Annotated in this window: 18 protein-coding genes; 14 read left to right on the top strand and 4 right to left on the bottom strand. The window is 74.8% G+C overall.

The window, feature by feature from the left end:
* The first annotated feature begins 9 nt into the window (after window positions 1-9).
* Complete coding sequence (locus ACMXGY_RS02020; protein WP_483775221.1) at window positions 10-936, top strand: alpha/beta fold hydrolase; 927 nt, start codon at window positions 10-12, stop codon at window positions 934-936.
* A gap of 2 nt (window positions 937-938) precedes the next feature.
* Here the strand turns inward: ACMXGY_RS02020 and ACMXGY_RS02015 are convergent, their stop codons facing one another.
* Complete coding sequence (locus ACMXGY_RS02015; protein WP_483775220.1) at window positions 939-1,766, bottom strand: helix-turn-helix transcriptional regulator; 828 nt, start codon at window positions 1,764-1,766, stop codon at window positions 939-941.
* Between the two features lie 50 nt (window positions 1,767-1,816).
* On the opposite strand from ACMXGY_RS02015, the gene ACMXGY_RS02010 reads away from it, so the two are divergent.
* The 4 genes from ACMXGY_RS02010 (at window position 1,817) to ACMXGY_RS01995 (ending at window position 3,880) form a co-directional block, all read left to right on the top strand.
* Entirely contained in the window at window positions 1,817-2,563 is a 747-nt protein-coding gene (locus tag ACMXGY_RS02010) for an alpha/beta fold hydrolase (RefSeq protein ID WP_483775219.1), read from the top strand.
* Between the two features lie 134 nt (window positions 2,564-2,697).
* Window positions 2,698-2,904: a hypothetical protein gene (locus tag ACMXGY_RS02005; protein WP_483775218.1), complete on the top strand. Its 207-nt coding sequence runs from the start codon at window positions 2,698-2,700 to the stop codon at window positions 2,902-2,904.
* A 91-nt stretch (window positions 2,905-2,995) separates the two neighbouring features.
* The gene (locus ACMXGY_RS02000; protein WP_483775217.1) at window positions 2,996-3,184 is read left to right on the top strand and encodes a hypothetical protein; all 189 of its coding nucleotides are present in this window, start codon (window positions 2,996-2,998) and stop codon (window positions 3,182-3,184) included.
* Window positions 3,185-3,319: 135 nt separating this feature from the next.
* Complete coding sequence (locus ACMXGY_RS01995) at window positions 3,320-3,880, top strand: RNA polymerase sigma factor (protein WP_483775216.1); 561 nt, start codon at window positions 3,320-3,322, stop codon at window positions 3,878-3,880.
* Between the two features lie 20 nt (window positions 3,881-3,900).
* Here ACMXGY_RS01995 and ACMXGY_RS01990 read toward each other — a convergent pair whose 3' ends face one another.
* Window positions 3,901-6,285 carry a S9 family peptidase gene (locus ACMXGY_RS01990; RefSeq protein WP_483775215.1) on the bottom strand — a complete coding sequence of 795 codons (2,385 nt, stop codon included), beginning with the start codon at window positions 6,283-6,285 and terminating at the stop codon, window positions 3,901-3,903.
* A gap of 277 nt (window positions 6,286-6,562) precedes the next feature.
* On the opposite strand from ACMXGY_RS01990, the gene ACMXGY_RS01985 reads away from it, so the two are divergent.
* Window positions 6,563-7,369, top strand: coding sequence for a type IV toxin-antitoxin system AbiEi family antitoxin domain-containing protein (locus ACMXGY_RS01985; RefSeq protein WP_483775214.1), 807 nt, complete (start codon window positions 6,563-6,565; stop codon window positions 7,367-7,369).
* Between the two features lie 239 nt (window positions 7,370-7,608).
* On the opposite strand, the gene ACMXGY_RS01980 is transcribed toward ACMXGY_RS01985, so the two are convergent.
* Both ACMXGY_RS01980 and ACMXGY_RS01975 read right to left on the bottom strand, forming a co-directional pair.
* Window positions 7,609-9,720 (bottom strand): bifunctional copper resistance protein CopD/cytochrome c oxidase assembly protein, encoded by a 2,112-nt coding sequence (locus tag ACMXGY_RS01980; protein ID WP_483775213.1) that lies wholly within the window; start codon window positions 9,718-9,720, stop codon window positions 7,609-7,611.
* Between the two features lie 41 nt (window positions 9,721-9,761).
* Complete coding sequence (locus tag ACMXGY_RS01975; RefSeq protein ID WP_483775212.1) at window positions 9,762-10,250, bottom strand: PPOX class F420-dependent oxidoreductase; 489 nt, start codon at window positions 10,248-10,250, stop codon at window positions 9,762-9,764.
* A 231-nt stretch (window positions 10,251-10,481) separates the two neighbouring features.
* Between ACMXGY_RS01975 and ACMXGY_RS01970 the strand changes: the two genes are divergently transcribed.
* The 8 genes from ACMXGY_RS01970 (at window position 10,482) to ACMXGY_RS01935 (ending at window position 17,787) form a co-directional block, all read left to right on the top strand.
* Window positions 10,482-11,480 (top strand): AAA family ATPase, encoded by a 999-nt coding sequence (locus tag ACMXGY_RS01970; protein WP_483775211.1) that lies wholly within the window; start codon window positions 10,482-10,484, stop codon window positions 11,478-11,480.
* Between the two features lie 60 nt (window positions 11,481-11,540).
* The gene (locus ACMXGY_RS01965) at window positions 11,541-12,443 is read left to right on the top strand and encodes a DUF58 domain-containing protein (protein ID WP_483775210.1); all 903 of its coding nucleotides are present in this window, start codon (window positions 11,541-11,543) and stop codon (window positions 12,441-12,443) included.
* Window positions 12,430-12,939, top strand: coding sequence for a hypothetical protein (locus ACMXGY_RS01960; RefSeq protein ID WP_483775209.1), 510 nt, complete (start codon window positions 12,430-12,432; stop codon window positions 12,937-12,939). Before ACMXGY_RS01965 ends, ACMXGY_RS01960 begins: the two co-directional genes overlap by 14 nt.
* Window positions 12,933-14,039 (top strand): vWA domain-containing protein, encoded by a 1,107-nt coding sequence (locus ACMXGY_RS01955; protein WP_483775208.1) that lies wholly within the window; start codon window positions 12,933-12,935, stop codon window positions 14,037-14,039. The genes ACMXGY_RS01960 and ACMXGY_RS01955 overlap by 7 nt, the downstream gene beginning before the upstream one ends.
* 7 nt (window positions 14,040-14,046) lie before the next feature.
* Complete coding sequence (locus ACMXGY_RS01950) at window positions 14,047-15,180, top strand: vWA domain-containing protein (protein WP_483775207.1); 1,134 nt, start codon at window positions 14,047-14,049, stop codon at window positions 15,178-15,180.
* The gene (locus ACMXGY_RS01945; protein ID WP_483775206.1) at window positions 15,177-16,226 is read left to right on the top strand and encodes a hypothetical protein; all 1,050 of its coding nucleotides are present in this window, start codon (window positions 15,177-15,179) and stop codon (window positions 16,224-16,226) included. The genes ACMXGY_RS01950 and ACMXGY_RS01945 overlap by 4 nt, the downstream gene beginning before the upstream one ends.
* Window positions 16,227-16,322: 96 nt before the next feature.
* Window positions 16,323-16,958: a nitroreductase family protein gene (locus ACMXGY_RS01940; protein WP_483775205.1), complete on the top strand. Its 636-nt coding sequence runs from the start codon at window positions 16,323-16,325 to the stop codon at window positions 16,956-16,958.
* 106 nt (window positions 16,959-17,064) lie between these two features.
* A complete protein-coding gene (locus ACMXGY_RS01935) occupies window positions 17,065-17,787 on the top strand; it encodes a GNAT family N-acetyltransferase (protein ID WP_483775204.1) in 723 nt (240 codons plus the stop codon).
* Window positions 17,788-17,792 lie beyond the last annotated feature (5 nt).

The following is a 17,792-nucleotide window of genomic DNA, read 5'->3' as shown; positions in this document are numbered from 1 at the left end:
CTGACCGCCATGAGCACCTCCACCACCCCCTTCGGCCCGGTCTCGACCGTGGACGCCGGCCCGCTGACCGTCGCCTACGTCGAGGCCGGCGACCCGGACGGCCCGCCCGTGGTCCTGCTCCACGGGTTCCCGTACGACGTGCACAGCTACGTCGACGTGGTCCCGCTGCTCGCCGCCGAGGGGCTGCGGGTCGTCGTCCCGTACCTGCGCGGCCACGGGCCGACGACGTTCCGCGACCCGGGCGCCGTCCGCTCGGGGCAGCAGGGCGCGCTGGGCTCCGACCTGCTGGCGCTCCTCGACGCGCTCGACCTCGGCCCCGCGGTGCTCGCGGGCTACGACTGGGGAGGGCGCGCGGCGTGCGTCGTCGCTGCGCTCTGGCCGGACCGGGTCCGTGGTCTCGTGTCCGTCAACGGCTACCTCGTGCAGGACGTCGCGGCGTCGCAGGCACCGATCCGGCCGGACCTCGAGGCCGGGTTCTGGTACTTCTGGTACTTCTCGACGGAACGAGGCCGGCGCGGACTCACGGAGAACCGGGCCGAGATCGCCCGGGTGATCTGGAGCCGGAACTCGCCCGAGCGCGCCTTCACGGACGACGAGCTCGCACGGACCGCCGCGGCGTTCGAGAACCCCGACTACGTCGACGTCGTGATCCACTCCTACCGCCACCGGCTCGGGCTCGCGCCGGGCGACCCGGTGTACGAGGACGTCGAACGCCGGCTGGCGGCCCTCCCGCGGATCGACGTCCCGACGATCACGCTCGACGGGCTCGCGGACGGCAACTTCCCCGCGACGGACGGCACGGCCTCGGCGCGACACTTCGGCGGGCCGCGCGAGCACCGCCAGGTCCCCCACGCCGGCCACGACCTCCCGGCCGAGGCGCCCGCGGCGTTCGCGCAGGCGGTCCTCGACCTCGCGCGACCGGCGTCGGGCGGCTGACCTCAGACCACGGGCACAGCGCCCGGCCCGTACACGGCCGCGGCACCGGGCGGCGGGTCACCGACGTCCTCGACCGGCCGCGGCGCGTACGTCTCGGCGGTGAGGTCGGCGCGCTCGACGCGCGAGAGCCGGAACCAGCGGATCGCCTCGCGCGTACGGCACCAGGCCACGAGGTACCACCGGCCGTCGGTGTGGGCGAGCAGGACCGGCTCGACCCGGCGCGCCGACCGCTCGCCGCGCCCGTCGCGGTACCGGATCGCGAGCACGCGCGAGCCCGTGAGGGACTGCTCGACGGCGCGCAGCACCCCCAGGTGGGTGCGCGCCCGCCCGACGACGTCCCCGCCGGCAGCCCCGGCGTCGCCTCCCCCTCGCGCGGGGCGTCCCCCGGCGCCGTCGTCTCGTGCGGAGGTCGCGCCGTCGGGCGGCGCCTCGGGCGGGTCGTGGCGGACCCAGACCCGCGCGGCGAGCGCCTCGGCGCGCGTGCGGTCCCCGGCGCCGAGCGCGTCCCAGACCTTGCCCCGCGCCGCGAGCGCGTCGACGGCGAACGGGCTGCCCGGCGGGAGCGTCGCCAGGGCGACCGCGACGGCGACCGCCTGCCCGGGCGTGAAGTTGACCGGCGGGAGCGACGCGCTCGGGTCGAGGACGTACCCGCCGCCCGGGCCCGCCTGCGCCCAGATCGTCAGCCCGGCCTGCTGGAGCGCGGCGACGTCGCGCTTGATCGTCCGCTCGCTCACCTCGAGCGCGGCGGCGAGCCGCGGCCCCGTCGTGCCCGTACGACCGGCGCGGCGCAGCTCCTCCGCGACCGCGTAGAGCCGCTCGGTCCTGTTCACCCGACAATGGTGACAGACCGGTGTCACCAACACCCTGGGAGGGTGGTGGCATGACCACGAACCAGAGCACCGAGCGGCCCTCGCGCCCCACCCACGTCGTCCTCGTCCCCGGCTTCTGGCTGGGCGGCTGGGCCTGGGACGACGTCGTCCCCCACCTCGAGGCCGCCGGCCTCGTCCCCCACGCGGTGACCCTCCCCGGGCTGGAGCCCGGCTCGACGGCGGAGGACCGCGCCGGCGTCACGCGCGACGACCACGTCGACGCCGTCGTGCGGCTCGTCGACGGGCTCGACGGGCAGGTCGTCCTCGTCGGTCACAGCGGCGGCGGACCGGTGGTGCAGCAGGCCGCCGACCGGAACCCCGCCCGGATCGAGCGCCTCGTCTACGTCGACACGGGCCCTCTGGTCGACGGCGCTGCGCTCGCCCCCGACCTCCCGGCCGACGCCGTGGAGCTCCCGCTCCCGTCGTGGGAGGAGCTCGGTGCCGAGGGCTCCAGCCTCGACGGGCTCGACGACGCGGCACTCGCACGGTTCCGCGAGCGCGCCGCACCGACGCCGGCCGCGGTCGCCCGCGGTCGGGTGCGCGTCTCGAACGCCGACCGGCTGCGCATCCCCGCGACGGTGGTCTGCTCGTCGATCCCCTCCGCGGTGCTCGCCGAGCTCGCGCACCCCGGGCCGCCGCTGCACACCGAGCTGGGGGACATCGCCGACCTCACGTACGTCGACGTCCCGACCGGGCACTGGCCCATGTTCTCCCGCCCGCGCGAGCTCGCGGAGGCGATCGTCACCGCCGTCGCCTGACCGGTCCGGGGCCGTCGTCACACCCTCTCCGGAAGAAAGTCACACAACCCGCGTCACAGATGGCGACTTGTGCCGTCTTGTCGGGTGGAAGCGGTCACCAGGCCGCCGGAAGCCCGCCGACGACGAGACGGACCATGCACGACACACTGCCCTCCGCCCCCGCCCGCTGCGAGGTACGAGCCGCCCTGCTGTGGGCGCTCGAGAACGACCGGGCCGCCCTGCTCGAGCACCGAGAGTCGACCCAGCGGTGCGCCTGGGACGCCGCGCGCGGGGCGGCCGACCGTCGCCTCGTGCGGCGCTGGCACGCAGCGATCGCGCCGACGCCCTCGACCGTCGCCTGACCCTGCACGGCCCGGTGGGTGCATCCGTCCGGGCGCCCGCGGCCGAATCCCTGGGTGAGAGGACCACGCGGTCCCTCGGGAGGAGGTCGCCATGGTCGCGTCGATCCTCGCCGGCTCGGGCGGGAACATCGGGGTTCAAGGGCTCAGCAACGGCATGTCGGAGTGGTTCCTGATCTTCGGCGGGCTCATCATCGCCGGGATCATCGTCGGCTCGATCTTCGAGCTCGGCAAGGCCGTCCACGACCGGCACGTCCGCCAGCGCCGCCCGGTCCACCGCTGATGAGTCCCTGACCGCCCTCGACCAGGTCGCGTCACCGCGGCCTCCTCGCCCTCCCGGCACACGCCCCGGGCGCCGCGCCCTCGCGGTCCGCGCCCCGGCGTCGGACACTGGAGGAGGACGGGGACCGGTGACGCGATGGCCGAGGCCGTGGGACATGTCCCCCGCACCGCGCAGGGCTCGGACGCCCCGGGTGCGGAGGCGGGCGAGCGCGCGCCCGACACCTTCGACCTCCGGGCCGTCTACGACCGCTGGGCGCCGCTCGTCCGCGCGGTGGTGTCCCGGCGCCTGGGTGACCGGCTCGACGTCGAGGACGCGACCCAGCTCGTGTTCCTCGCCGCGTGGCGGGCGCGCGACCGGTTCGACCCCCGTCGCGGCGACCTGCCGGTCTGGCTGCTCGGCATCACCCGCCACGTCACCGCGGACGTGCTCGCGGCACGCGAGCGCGAGGCCCGACGACGCGAGGCCGCCTCGCGCCGCCGCCTCCCGACGGCGGTCCCCGACCCGGCCGACGACGTCGCCGCACGTGTCGACCTCGAGGACGAGCTCCGCCGTCTGGCACCGGAGCGCCGCCGCGTGGTGCGCCTCGTGTACGGGCACGACCGGACCCACGTCCAGGTCGCGGCCGAGACGGGCCTGCCCCTCGGCACGGTGAAGAGCCACGCGCGGCGCGGCCTCGCCCAGCTCCGCCGCCCCTGACCCGCCGAGAACCCCGGGGCTCAGCCGAGCGTCGTCGGCACCTGGGCGTCACCCTCCCCCGGCGCGGCGCCCAGCACGTTCTCCGCGAGGAACGCGAGCACGACCTCGTACCAGACCTTCGCGTGCTGCGGCTGCAGGATCCAGTGGTTCTCGTCCGGGTAGAACAGGAACCGGTGCACGGTGTCGCCGTCGGGCCCGGCCGGCAGGCCGGACGACGCGAGCAGCTCGTACCAGAGCCGCAGACCCTCGCCGATCGGCACGCGGTAGTCCTTGTCGCCGTGGATCACGAGCATCGGCGTGACGATGTCGCCCACGAACCGGTGCGGGCTGTTCTCGAGCGCCATCTCCGGCGTCATCTCGCGCTGCCAGTAGTACGCGTGGTCGGTCGTCGGGCCGAACTGGTCGAGCGCCCACAGGCTCGCATGCGTGACGATCGCGCGGAAGCGGTCGGTGTGCCCGGCGACCCAGTTCGCCATGTACCCGCCGAACGACCCGCCCATCGCCGCCGTGCGCGACGCGTCGACCTCGGGCAGCGTCTCGACGTGGTCGGTGATCGCGAGCAGGTCCGTGTACGGCGCCCGGCCCCACGCGCCCCAGCCGCGCTGCACGAAGTCCTGCCCGTACCCGGTCGACAGCGCCGGGTCCGGCAGGAGCACCGCGTACCCGCGCGCGACCATCAGCCACGGGTTCCAGCGCCAGCTCCACGCGTTCCACGACCCGAGCGGCCCGCCGTGGATCCACAGCAGCAGCGGCGCCGGGTTCTCGGCGGAGGCGCCGTGCGGCAGCGCGAGCCAGCCGCGGACCCGGACGTCGTCCGACGCCGCGGTCTCGACGTCGACGAGGGTGCCCGGCAGGTCCGGGGTCGCGACGGGACCGCGCAGCGTCGTCGCGGGCACGGGCGTGCGCTCGCCCGGCTCGCCCCCGTCGAGGAATGCGCCGAGGTCGATGCGCACCGGGTGCGACGGCTCGAGGTAGCTCGTGCGCAGCGCGTACGCCGTGCGGCCGTCGGGCGCGACCTGCACGTCCGTGAAGACCGCGTCGTCGCTCGTCACGCGCTCGGCCGTGCCGTTCTCCGCCGTGCCGCGGCCGGGCCCGGACGGCGCGAAGGCGACGAGGAAGACCGGGCCCCGGCCGTCGTCGTCGGCCGTGACGAGGAGGCCCGAGCCGTCCGGGAGCCAGCGCAGCGACGTGGGCCAACGGTCCCAGCGCGGCGCGAGCGTGCGCGGCGTCGCGTGGTTCTCCGCGCGCGTGGTCGGCGAGTCGTCGTGGGTGGCGGCCGCGCCCGCCGGGCCGTCCGGGGCGTGCAGCGGCACGACGGCGATGCTCTCCTCGGGCGCCTCGTGCGGCGTCGAGACGGTCTCCCGCACGAACGCGACCCACGCGCCGTCGGGCGAGATGCGCGGCTGGTGGGCCTCGGCGCCCGTGTCGTCGACGAGCGTGCGGCGCGCGCCGGTCGCGGTGTCGATCGCCACGAGCGTGTTGCGCACCGACGGCCCCGGTCCTGCGACCTGCCACGTCGTGACGAGGGTCGTGCCGTCGGCGGACAGGTCGGCGGAGTGCTCGTGCAGCGCCCGGCCGGGGGCGGTGGGACCGTGCCCGACGGCGCGGCTCACGTCGCGCAGGTCCAGGAGCCGGGGGTCGTGGGCGGGCTCGGGTGCGGTGGCCCGTTCCGCGCCGTCGGTCGTCGCGGCCGTCGCTCCGCCCTCGGGCGCTCCGGCCGCGGCGGCGTCCGCGCTCGGGAGCGGGCGTGCGGGCTCGTCGACGAGCGTCGTGAGGTCGCCGACGAACCGGTGGTCCTCGTCCGGGCCGCGGTCGTGGTCCCACTGCCGCACCGGGTAGGCCGTGTGGAGGATCGCCGCCACCTTGGCGTCCTTGCGCGCGGTCCGGAGCTCGGCGTCGTGCGCGAGGTCGCGCGCGCTCGGGAGCACCTTCGCCGCGACCGACACCACCGGCGCGCCGCTCGCGGCGAGCGGGCCGCTCACGCCCGCGGGCGCCGTCGCGACGACGCGCGCCTCGCCGCCCGTCGCGGGCAGCAGCCACAGCGCCGCCTTCGCGTCGTCGTCGGGCGAGGCGTCCGGGTCGGGGCGCGCGGACGTGAAGAGGACGTCGCCCGCGGCCGTGAAGGTCGCGCTGGACTCGCCCTTCGCGCTGCGCGTGAGCCGGCGTGCGGGCGCCTCGCCCGCCGGGTCGACCTCCCACAGCGCCGTGCGGTACCCGGTGCGCTTGTCGTCGAGGGTCTGGACGGTCGTGACGAGGCGCGTCCCGTCGGGCGAGAGCGAGAGTCCCCCGACGCGCGGTATCGCCAGGTAGCGGTCGAGGTCGTGGAACGGGGTGTCGCCGGAGCCGGCGGCAACGCGGGAGTCGGACGGGACGGAGGTGCCGGTCGCTGCGGCGTCGTTACTCACCCGTACGTCTTATCACGTACGCGATCCCTGCCCGCCACCCCACCCCACCCCCGCCGAGAACGAGGTTGCCGTCGTTATCGACCGGAGAACGACAGCAACCTCGTGGTCGACGCGGTGCAACGTCGTGTTCGGCGGACGCACCCGCGGCGTCGGCCTGCTGATCGCCTCGGTGGCGTGCCGTACAGGGGTCGTCCACAGGCCCGACGTCGTGCTCCCCGTCCACAGCCCGGACGCTCGCCAGGTGCACCGCTGGACCCGACTCTGGTCGGATCCGCAGGTGCGCACCCTGACCGCCGTCCCGACCGAGCTCCTCGACGTCGCCGAACGCCAGGCCGGCCTCGTGGCCGCCGCGCAGTGCGACGCGCACGGTGTGAACGCGAGCCGCCGGTCGCGGCTCGTCGACCAAGGGCGCTGGGGCCGACCGACACGAGGCGTGTTCGAGACGGCGCAGGTCCTTCCCGCGCCGCCGGCCCTCCACGCGTTCGAGCGTCGCCGGCGACGCGCCGCCTGGCTCGCCCTCCTCGCCTACGGGCCCGAGGCGATCGCCGTCGGCCCGTGCGCACTCGTCCTGCTCGGTGTCCAGGGAGTCGGCCCGGACGTCGTCCCGCAGGCGACGCTCCCCGGTGCCCGTGGCGCGCTGCCGCGGGACGGGATCCACCTACGCCAGTTCGACGACGGGATGACCGTGGTCCAGGTCGACGGCCGGTACGTCGCAACCCCTGACTGGGCACTCGCGCAGGCGGTCCCGGAGATGAGACGACGACGTGCCGTGGCCACGATGGACAGCGCGGGGCACCTCGGTCTGCTCGACGCCGACGGTCTGGCCCGTGCCCACGACCTCGCTCGGGGACGGCGCGGCGTCGCGCGGACGCACGCCTGGTGGGCCGAGTCGGACGCGCGGGCCGAGTCGCCGCTGGAGACGTTCGCGCGCCTGGAGTGCGGGGACGCCGGACTGGCACCGGACGACCTCCAGGTCGAGGTGTTCGACGACGGCACGTTCGTCGCACGCGGAGATCTCGGTTGGCGGCTGCCGCGTGGACGGTGGCTGATCGGCGAGATGGACGGGGCGGACGTCCACAGCTAGCCCGACGCGCTCCTGAGGGACCGCTCGCGTCAGAACGCGCTGGTGACGCACGGCGGGGTGGAGGTCCTCCGCTTCACCGGCCGGGACCTGATGCAGCCGGGGACGAGCCGACCGGGTCGCATGACGACGGCACTGCGTCGCCACCTCACCCGAGCACGAGCCTCCGCCCCGTCGAGCACGGGGTTGCTCGCGTTATCCAGCCGATAACGACAGCAACCCCGTGTTCGGCGGGAGGCGGGTCAGCGGTCGTCGCGCTCTGACATCTTCGCGAGCATCGCGTTGTACTCCTGGAGCTCGGCGTCGCCGTCGCGGTCGGCCTGGCGGTCGCGGCGCTTGGCCTCGCGCTCGTCGGACTTCGTCCACATGACCGCGACGACGATCGCGAGTATCAGGGTCGGCAGCTCGCCGATGCCCCACGCGACCCCGCCGCCGCGCTGCTGGTCGACGATCGCGCTCGGCCCCCACTCGCGGCCCAGCAGCCCGAACCACTCGGGCACGAACAGGATCTCGCCCGTCGTCAGCGCGACGCCGAAGAACGCGTGGAACGCCATCGTCGCGAAGAGCAGGATGAGCCGCTGCGGGTACGGGGGCCGGTGCGGGCCGGGGTCGATCCCGACGAGCGCGTTCGCGAAGAGGTACCCCGCGAGCGTGAAGTGCGCCAGCATCGCGAGGTGCCCGGCGTAGGTCGTCAGGGCGTACTCGAACGCGGGCGTGTAGTAGAAGACGATCATCGACCCGGCGAAGTTCACCGCGGCGACGATCGGGTTGGCGAAGAACTGGCCCACGCGCGACGTCACGACGGCGAGCACCCACTCGCGCGGCCCGCGCGACCCGTCCTTGCGCGCCGGGACCGCGCGGAGCAGCAGCGTCACGGGCGCGGCGAGCACGAGGAAGATCGGCACGACCATCGCGAGGATCATGTGCTGGACCATGTGCGCGCTGAACAGCACGTGCCCGTACATCGCGGGCCCGCCGGACGTCACCCAGAACAGGACGACGATCCCCACGCACCACGAGATCGTGCGGCCCACAGGCCAGCGGTCACCGCGCCGGGCGAGGCGTCGCACCCAGCCGAGGTAGACGACGAGCGCCGCGACGCACGCGAACGCGGGCAGCAGGTCCCAGCGCCACTCGGTGAACCACCGCGCGAGCGTCGGCTCGGGCGGCAGCGCGTGACCGGTGACCTGGTACGCCGCAGACGTGTCGACCGGCTCCTCCTGCGGCACCGGCGGCGCCGTCGACCCGAGCGCGACCGCGACCCCGGACACCGCGCCCATGATCGCGAGCTCGACGGCGACGAGGCGCCAGAAGAGCCAGCGCGTGCCCTCGGCGGCGCCGCCCGTGCTGCCCGTGGACGACGACGCCCCGGCCTTGCCGGGACCGCTCACCGAGGCACGGTCCCCTCCCGGGCGACCGGCCGCCGTCGGGCCGGCCAGACGGCGCACGACGAGCTCGCGGTGCGCGAACCCGACCGCGCCGAGGACGACCAGGAGGGCGATCTTGGTGAGCAGGAGGATCCCGTAGTCGGTGGTCAACGCCGCGAAGCTGTCGACGCGGATCGACGCGTTGGCGATCCCCGACACCCCGACGGCGACGTAGCACCACAGCGCGATCGCGGAGTACCGCGCGACGGAGCTCGCGAGCTCGCCACGACCCAGACCCCCGCGCGCCCGCACGACGGCGAGCGTCCCCAGCCCGCCCACCCACAGCGCGGCACCGCCGAGGTGGAGGAACATCGACGAGACGGCGAGCTCGTGGCTCACGGCGCCGGCGGCGTGCCCCGTGTTGGCCTGCAGCGCGATCGCGACGAGCGCGAGCGCTGCCGTCCACATCGCCGCGGCCGGCGTGCGCACGGCGAGCGCGAACGCCGAGGTCGCCGCGGCGACGAGGACGATCGCCAGGTAGTTGCGCCCGAGGCTCACCTGGGAGACGAAGAGGCCGAGCTGGTCCCCGAACGTCGGGCCGGTGATCGGCGTGCTCGAGATCGAGGAGTACCGCAGGACGACCTGCACGACCGTGAGGACCGCCCACGTCGCCGACGCCGCGCCCGCGACGCCGAGCGCCTTGCGCACCGACGTGCCCGCGGGCAGGACGCACGCGGCGAGCACGAGCGAGCCGAACGTCAGGGCGACGGACAGCTCGGTGAGCACGGTGACCACGGGGGCGCCGAGGCGCGCGAGGGCGCCCGGGTCGGGGAAGCCCGCCGGGACGGTGAACGCGTCCGAGAACGCGCCCGCGGCCAGCACCGCGGCGACCGCGACGACGACGGCGACCGGTCCGGCGAGGACGAGCCACCACGGGTTCGCGGGTCGGGCGTCCGACGGCGCGGGGCGCAGGGCTGTCGAGGTCACCGGTCCAGGGTATCGACCGCGGGCACGCTTCCCGTCAGCGGTCAGGGCCGGGGCAGCCGGGCCATCCCGTAGACCTTCGTCGCGCGCACGCGCAGCACCTGCCGCCGTTCGGCGACCATCGAGCGCCGGAACTCCTCCCAGTCGGGATGCTCCTGGCCGGCCGCGGCGCGGAAGGTCGCGACGAGCTCGTCGGCGGCGGCGTCGTGCGGGTCGGCCGCGACCGCGCTCAGCTCTGCGTCGCCCTCGACGACGGCGTAGCTCCAGAAGTCGTCGGCGCTCACCTGGAGGGAGACGCGCGGGTCGCGCGCCGCGTTGCGGGTCTTCGCACGGTCCGCGGTGACGGAGACCCGAGCCACGAGCTCCTCGGCGTCCCACGCGTAGAGGACGTTGGACAGCTGCGGTCGGCCGTCGCGCTTGACCGTCGCGAGCACGCCCTGGTGGCGCGCGGCGATCAGGTCGAGGAGCGCGGGGTCCGCGTCGCGGGCGGTGGTCTGGTCGAGGTCGCGCTGCGCGCGGGCGTCGGTGCTCATGCCAGGCCAACCCCGCGGCGCCGGGCAGACATTCCCGGCAGGCCGCCTCGACCCGGGCACGACGGCGCGGCTCGGCATGGGGACCGCTCCCCACCCCCGAGGCTGTGGACGGGCCGGGCGCGACCGGGGCGCGCTGGCATACTGGGCCGGGTTCGCCGGGGGCTCGCGACGCACCGTCCGCCCTCCCGGCCGCGCACGCCGAACAGACCCGCACGACCCGGAGGACGATCCATGGCCGCAGGGCACGGCAGCATCTCCACGCAGGACCTCGACCGCGCGAGCCATCTGCTCAAGCGCGTCGGGCAGGTCTTCGACCAGCGGGTCGTGGGCCAGGACGCGCTGCGCACGGCCCTCGTGAGCTCGCTCCTCGCGGGCGGTCATATCCTCCTCGAGTCCGTCCCGGGCCTCGCCAAGACGACCGCCGCGCAGACGCTCGCGGCCGCGATCGACGGCTCGTTCCACCGCATCCAGTGCACCCCGGACCTCATGCCGAACGACATCGTCGGCACGCAGATCTACAACTACGCGACAGGCGAGTTCGCGACGCAGCTCGGCCCCGTGCACGCGAACGTCGTGCTGCTCGACGAGATCAACCGCTCCTCGGCCAAGACGCAGTCGGCGATGCTCGAGGCGATGCAGGAGAAGCAGACGTCGATCGGCGGCGAGAACTACCCGCTGCCCGACCCGTTCATGGTGCTCGCGACGCAGAACCCCATCGAGGAGGAGGGCACGTACGTCCTGCCCGAGGCCCAGATGGACCGCTTCCTCATGAAGGAGGTGCTCACCTACCCGACGCCGCAGCAGGAGCTCGAGATCCTCCAGCGCGTCGCGACCGGGCAGATGACGCAGCCCATCACCGCGCAGCCGGTCTCCCTCGACGACGTGCGCTTCCTGCGCGGCCTCGTCGACGACGTCTACGTGGACGACTCGATCAAGCGGTACGTCGTCGACCTCATCAACACGACGCGCTTCTCCGGCCCGCGCCCGATCCCCGGGTTCGACCGGCACGTGCGCGTCGGCGCCTCGCCGCGCGGCGGCATCGCCCTCATGCGCGTCGGGCAGGCGCTCGCGATCCTCGCGGGGCGCGCGTTCGTCATCCCGGACGACATCAAGGCCGTGCGGTACTCGGTGCTGCGCCACCGGCTCGTGCGCACGTTCGACGCGCTCGCGAACAACGTCCCGCCGGAGCAGCTCGTGGACGCGGTGTTCGACGCCGTCCCGACGCCCTGACCGGCACCTGACCGGCCCCTGACCGGCACCGATCCACCCACCACCAGCAGAGAGCAGCACGTGCCCGACGTCTCCCGTCTCGCCCAGGTCCGGGCCCGGCTCGACCTCCCGGTCGCGCGCCGGGCGTCGGGCCTGCTCGAGGGACGGCACCGGTCGGTGTTCAAGGGGCACGGGCAGGACTTCGACGACCTGCACCTGTACGCGCCGGGCGAGGACGTCGGCGACATCGACTGGAAGTCGTCGGCCCGCGCGGGCATCCCCGTCGTCCGGCGCTTCGTGCGCGAGTCGAACCTCAACCTCGTGCTCGTCGTCGACTCCGGCCGCACGATGGGCGCGACCGCGCCGAGCGGCGAGACCAAGGCGGAGGTCGCGAGCTTCTGCTGCGCGCTCGTCGCCTACCTCGCGCGCGACCGCGGCGACCGCGTGGCCCTGGTCGCGGGTGACGCCGAACGCCTCGTGCAGCTCCCGCCCCGCGCGAGCACGCAGGACCTGGAGGTGCTGCTGCGCACGGTCGAGGACCTGTGGCGACCGGACGCACCCGCGAACGACCTCGCGCGTCCGCTCGACCGCGCGCTCACGGCCTTCCGGCGCCGCTCGCTCGTGGTCGTCGTGACCGACGAGGCGCGCCCCGGCGCCGAGCACGAGCAGCTCCTGCGCTCGCTGCGCGTGCGCCACGAGGTCATGGTCGTGCAGGTCGCGGACCTCTCGCCCGTGGCCGCCGGCGTCGGGCCCCACGCGACGGACGAGGTCGCCGACGTCGACGGGACGCTGCGCCTCCCGCCCTTCCTGCGCGGCCGGGTCGCGCTCGCGCAGCCCGCGGCGCAGGCCGCCTCGGCGCGTCGCGCCGAGGTCGCGGAACGGCTGCGCACGCTGCAGGTGGAGGGCGTGCTCGTCGAGGGTTCGGACGACGTGGTGCAGCGTTTCGTCGAGCTCCTGGGGAGGCAGAAGCGTGCCCGTCGATGAGCTCGTCGACCCCGTGGGCTACTCGGGGTGGTGGACCGCACTGGGGATCGCCCTGCTCCTCGCAGCGGCGGCCGTCGTGTTCCTGGTGCTCTGGCTGACGCGCGCCCGCACGGAGGAGAAGGCCCTCGCGGCACAACAGCCCGCCCCGCTGCTGCCCACCGGCCCGTACGACCCGTACGCCGCGCTGCGCGCCGAGTACGAGCAACGCCTGGACGTCGTCGCCGAGCGCTTCCGAGCCGGCGAGCTCGACGAGCGCGCGCTGCACCTGGCGCTGTCCGCCGAGATGCGCGGCTTCGCGACCGGCCGCCTCGGCCAGGACGCGTCGTCGATGACGCTCTCGGAGATCCAGCAGCTCAGCGAGGCCGGTCGCCTCACGCAGCTCATCACGCGGTACTACCGGCCGTCGTTCGCGGACCACGACAACGACCCCGCAGCCCGCTCCACGGACGCCGAGGACTCGATCGACCGCGCCCGATCGGTGGTGCGCGGATGGTGACCGGGGTGGCGTCGACGGGCGGGACGCTGGGGGCCGCGGTCCTGCCCGGGCCCCAGGGCGCGTCGATCCTGTGGCCGTGGCTGTGGGCGGCGCTCGTCGTCGCGATGCTCGCCGTGGCGGGCCTCGCCTGGTGGCTCGCGCGGCGCCGTCGGGCGCGGGACGCGGACCGCGACGTCCTGTGGGTCGCGAACACCGAGTACCTCGCGCGCGTGCCGGCCTTCACCTCCTGGGTGCGCCGGTACCGGGTGCTCCAGGGGCTGACGGCGGCCGGGCTGCTCGTCGCGGTCGTCGGCGCCGGGGCGGTGGCGGCGCGGCCCGTGGAGACCGACGTCGTCGTCGACCGGCTCGGGACCCGCGACATCGTGCTCTGCCTCGACGTCTCGGGATCGATGATCGAGTACGACGGCGCGGTGCTCAAGGTCTTCCAGGAGCTCGTGGACAACTTCGAGGGCGAGCGCATCGCGCTGTCGATCTTCAACTCCTCCTCGCGCACGGTCTTCCCGCTCACCGACGACTACACGCTCGTCCAGGACGAGCTCCAGGCCGGGATCGACGCGCTCGACAAGGATCCCTCGACGTTCGACTACACGGGCGGCTCGGACGACGCGGAGATCTTGGAGTTCGCCCAGTTCACCGCGGGCACGACCGCCAACCTCGCGGGCGCGAGCCTCATCGGCGACGGGCTCGCGAGCTGTGCCCTGCAGTTCGACGAGGAGGCGACGGAGCGTTCGCGCTCGATCATCCTCGCGACCGACAACTACGTGTCCGGCGAGCCCATCTACACCCTTCCCCAGGCGGCGGACCTCGTGGCGTCGCGCGACATCACGCTGCACGGCATCTTCGGTGGGTCCCAGCGCTACGAGGGCACGCCCGAGGAGAGCGAGTACCGCGAGGTCGTCGAGTCCGGCGGCGGGCTGTACTTCCTCGCCGACGACCCGGGCGCCGTGCAGGGGATGGTGGACGACGTCGTCGCGCAGCAGGCGGTCGAGCTCGACGCGTCGCCCGAGGTGATCGTCACGGACCGGCCCGCGGGCTGGTTCCTCGTCGCCGTGCTGGGCGTCGCGCTGCTGCTCGTCGTCGCGTGGCGGGTGAAGGAGTGATGCGCCCATGAACCTGACGCTCCAACCGCTCGTGCCCGTGTGGGCGCTCGCGCTCCTGATCCTGCCCCTGCTCGGGCTTGCCGTGTGGCAGGCGGTCGTCGCCGGGCGGCCCGGACCCGACGGCGTCGCCCGCCCCGGAGCACCCCGCGCGGCCTGGGTGCGACGCTCGGGCGCGGTCGTCCTGCTCGCCGTGATCGGCCTCGGCCCGTCGATCCCGTCGACCGACCGCGACACGTCGGTCGCGAACGTCGACATGTTCTTCGTCGTCGACCGCACGGGGTCGATGGCGGCCGAGGACTTCGGGCCGGAGGGGGGCCAGGAGCGCCTCGACGGCGTCCGGCACGACATCGCGAGCCTCACCGAGGCCATCCCCGGGGCGCGGTACTCGATCATCTCGTTCGACTCGCAGGCGTCGCGCCAGCTCCCGCTGACCACCGACGCGCGCGCGATCACGTCGTGGGCGGAGACGTTCCACCGCGAGATCACGCGCTACTCGCAGGGGTCGCTCACGGACCGCCCGCTCGACGAGCTGCGCACCGCGCTCGAAGGCTCGGCCCAGCAGCACCCCGCCAACGTGCGCCTCGTCTTCTTCCTCACCGACGGAGAGCAGACGGCGGAGGGCGAGCCACGCTCCTTCGCCGAGCTCGCGCCCCTGGTCGACGGCGGCGCCGTGCTCGGCTACGGCACCACGGAGGGTGGCCGGATGAAGGAGTACGACCCCGACGTGGCGCCCGAGGACGCGGAGTACATCATCGACTGGTCGCAGCAGAGCGACGACGGCGAGCCGGTCGAGGCGCTGTCCGTGCTCGACGAGGAGACGCTCACCGCGCTCGCGGACCAGCTCGGCGTGCCGTACGTGCACCGCACCGCACCGACGGAGACCGCCTCGCTCGTCGCCGGGGTCGACCCGCAGCAGGTCGCCGCGGACGGTCGCCGCGACGTCACCGCCTACCGTCCCGTCGTCTGGCCGTTCGCGCTCGCGCTCGTGGCGCTGCTCGGCCTCGAGGCATGGTTCTGGTCGCGGTCGGCCAGCCGCTCGCTCGTGCATCCGTCCGCGTCCCGCGAGGGGCTCGGGTCGCGCGGCGGCGACGGGCCGCCGTCGGGCACGCGGACCGGCGACCGGGTGGAGGTGCGCCGATGAGCTGGGCTCCTCCCCCGACCCCGCCGCCGGGTGCGCGGAAGCCGCGGCCCACGGGGGCGGCCGCGCTGCGCGCCGCACGCCTGCGCCGTCGGACGTGGTGGCTCGTCGGGACGGCACCCGTGGTGCTCGCGCTCCTCGTCCTGGGGTTCAAGCTCGTGTCCCTCGCGCCGATCACGGCGACGGCCAAGGACCGCTACGACGGCGGGCAGGCCACGGCCGCGGCCGACTACTACGGGATGCTGCGCACCCTCAACATCGTCGAGCCGTGGAAGGCGCACTACGACCACGGGACGGCGCTCGCCCGGTCCGACGAGTCGTGGGCCCTGTACGACGCGATCACGTCGCTCGACCGCGCCTACGACCTCGCGGAGCACGAGACGCCCGAGGAACGGTGCATGATCCAGACCAACCTCTCGCTCGCCTACGAGCTCACGGGCGACCAGGACATGGCCTACGCGGACGGCAAGGCTGCCGAGCTCGCGCTCGTCGAGGAGGCGATCGCCGCGCGCGACGCCGGGCTCCCCTACGACGAGACGGTGCTCGACCCGTACGGCGACGGCACCGAGGTCGACCCCGACACCCTGCGTCAGGACGTCCAGGACTGGTACGAGTACGCGGAGCAGGAGTACGCGACGGCCGAGCAGATCCGGGGCTGGCCCGACTGCGGCGAGTCGGAGCAGACGCCCGAGCAGGAGGAGCAGAACGAGGCCGCCGAGCAGCGCCTGCAGGACAAGCAGCAGCAGGCGGAGGACTCCCAGCCCGAGAACCAGGGCGGCGGCGACACCCAGGAGGGTGAGGGCTCCGAGGGCGACGAGCAGTCCGAGGCGTCGGGCGGCGAGGGCGGTGAAGGCTCCGGAGGCGAGGACCAGCAGAGCCAGGCAGAGCGCGAGGAGCAGCAGCGCCAGGAGCGTCTCGGGGAGCAGGGCTCGGAGGCGCGCGACGAGCAGGAGCGCCTCGAGCAGGAGTACCGCGACCTCTACGGCGACGAGCCCGGCAGCGGCACCGACCCGGGCGACGGCAGCGGGGGCGGCACCAAGAACTGGTGACCGGCGCGGCGGCGCAGGCACGCGGTGTGCCCAGCCTGCGAGACGACGAGCAGGACCCGCGAACGCACGGGGCGGTCGCCCTTACCGTCGACGACCGTGACCACTCCTGAGGATCTGTCCATCCTTCGAGCACTCCACTCGACCCCGTCCCGCCGCTACCTCTCGCCCGACCCGGTCCCGGACGACGTGCTCGACGCCGTCCTCGACGCCGCGGTCCGTGGGCCCAGCGGCGGCAACCGCCAGCAGTGGGCGTGGGTCGTGGTGACGGACCCGGCGACCAAGGCGCAGGTCGCCGAGTGGTACCGGGAGGGCTGGCGGGCCGCGTACGGGGACCGCCGCGACGCCGTCCTCGGTGCCGCGACCGACGACGCGGGCGTGAGCGAGGCGGGCTTCCGCGCCGTGGAGCACCTGGCCCTGCACCTCGAGGAGGCGCCGGTGTGGATCGTCCCCGTGCTCCGGGACGCGGCCGGGTCGACCGACCCTCGGCTCGGCGCATCGATCTACGGCGCGGTGCAGAACCTCGCGCTCGCCGCGCGGGCCTACGGGCTGGGCACGACGCTCACGACCTTCCACACCGTCCGCGAGCGCGACGTCGCCGCCCTGCTCGGGCTGCCCGACGACGCGCTGACGATGGGTCTGGTCCCGCTCGGGTACCCGACGCGCGGTCGCTGGTCGCAGCCGCGTCGACGTCCGCTGGCGGAGGTCGTGCACCGGGAGCGCTGGCAGGGCTGACCCGGGAAGCGCCGCGCACCCGCGCGCGTTCGCCCTGGAGGACACGCACGGCCGGACGGCCCTGCGGACGGCACGGCACCCGGGCGACCGGGCGAGGAGGAACCGCATGACCGCGACGAGCACGCAGCCGGACGTCACCGGCGTCGGCGACGCCGTCCTGGACAACCCGTCGTGGAGCGCCCTCACCGGGGCCCACGCGCACCTCGCGGAGGGCGACGACCTCGCGCGGCGCTACCCGGCGGACGTCTCGCCGATCACGGGCGTGCGCTCGTGGGACGAGCCCGCGGTATGGGACGCGATCGCGGGGCTCGTCGGGCCGGGCGGGCGCTTCTCCGCGCCGCCCGTGGGGGTCGACCCGCCGAAGGGCTGGGCGCTCGAGGCCCGCGTCGAGGGGGTCCAGCTCGTCGAGACCGAGCGTCTGGTCACCCGGCCCGACCCGGACGCGGTCGTGCTCGGCGAGGCGGACGTGCCGGACATGATCGCGCTCGTCGAGCGCAGCCGCCCCGGGCCGTTCGAGGCGCGCACCCACCTGCTCGGGCGCTACGTCGGGTTCCGGGACGACGCCGGCCGGCTCGTCGCGATGGCGGGCGAGCGCCTGCGCCCCGTGGGCTGGACGGAGATCAGCGCCGTCGCGACCGACGCCGAGCACCGCGGGCGCGGCCTCGCGTCGCGTCTCGTCCGCGACGTCGCGTTCCACGTGCACGAGCGGGGCGACCGCGCGTTCCTCCACGCGGCCGCCGGGAACGTGGGCGCGATCGGCGTGTACGAGCGGCTCGGGTTCGTGCTGCGCCGCCGCACGAGCTTCGGGACGCTGCTCGCACCGTCCTGACCGGG

The sequence above is a fragment of the Cellulosimicrobium sp. G4 BAM 1002 genome, from assembly GCF_057126935.1.
The sequence above is the reverse complement of the archived record's forward strand: the minus strand, read 5'-3'. Positions and strand labels throughout refer to the sequence as shown.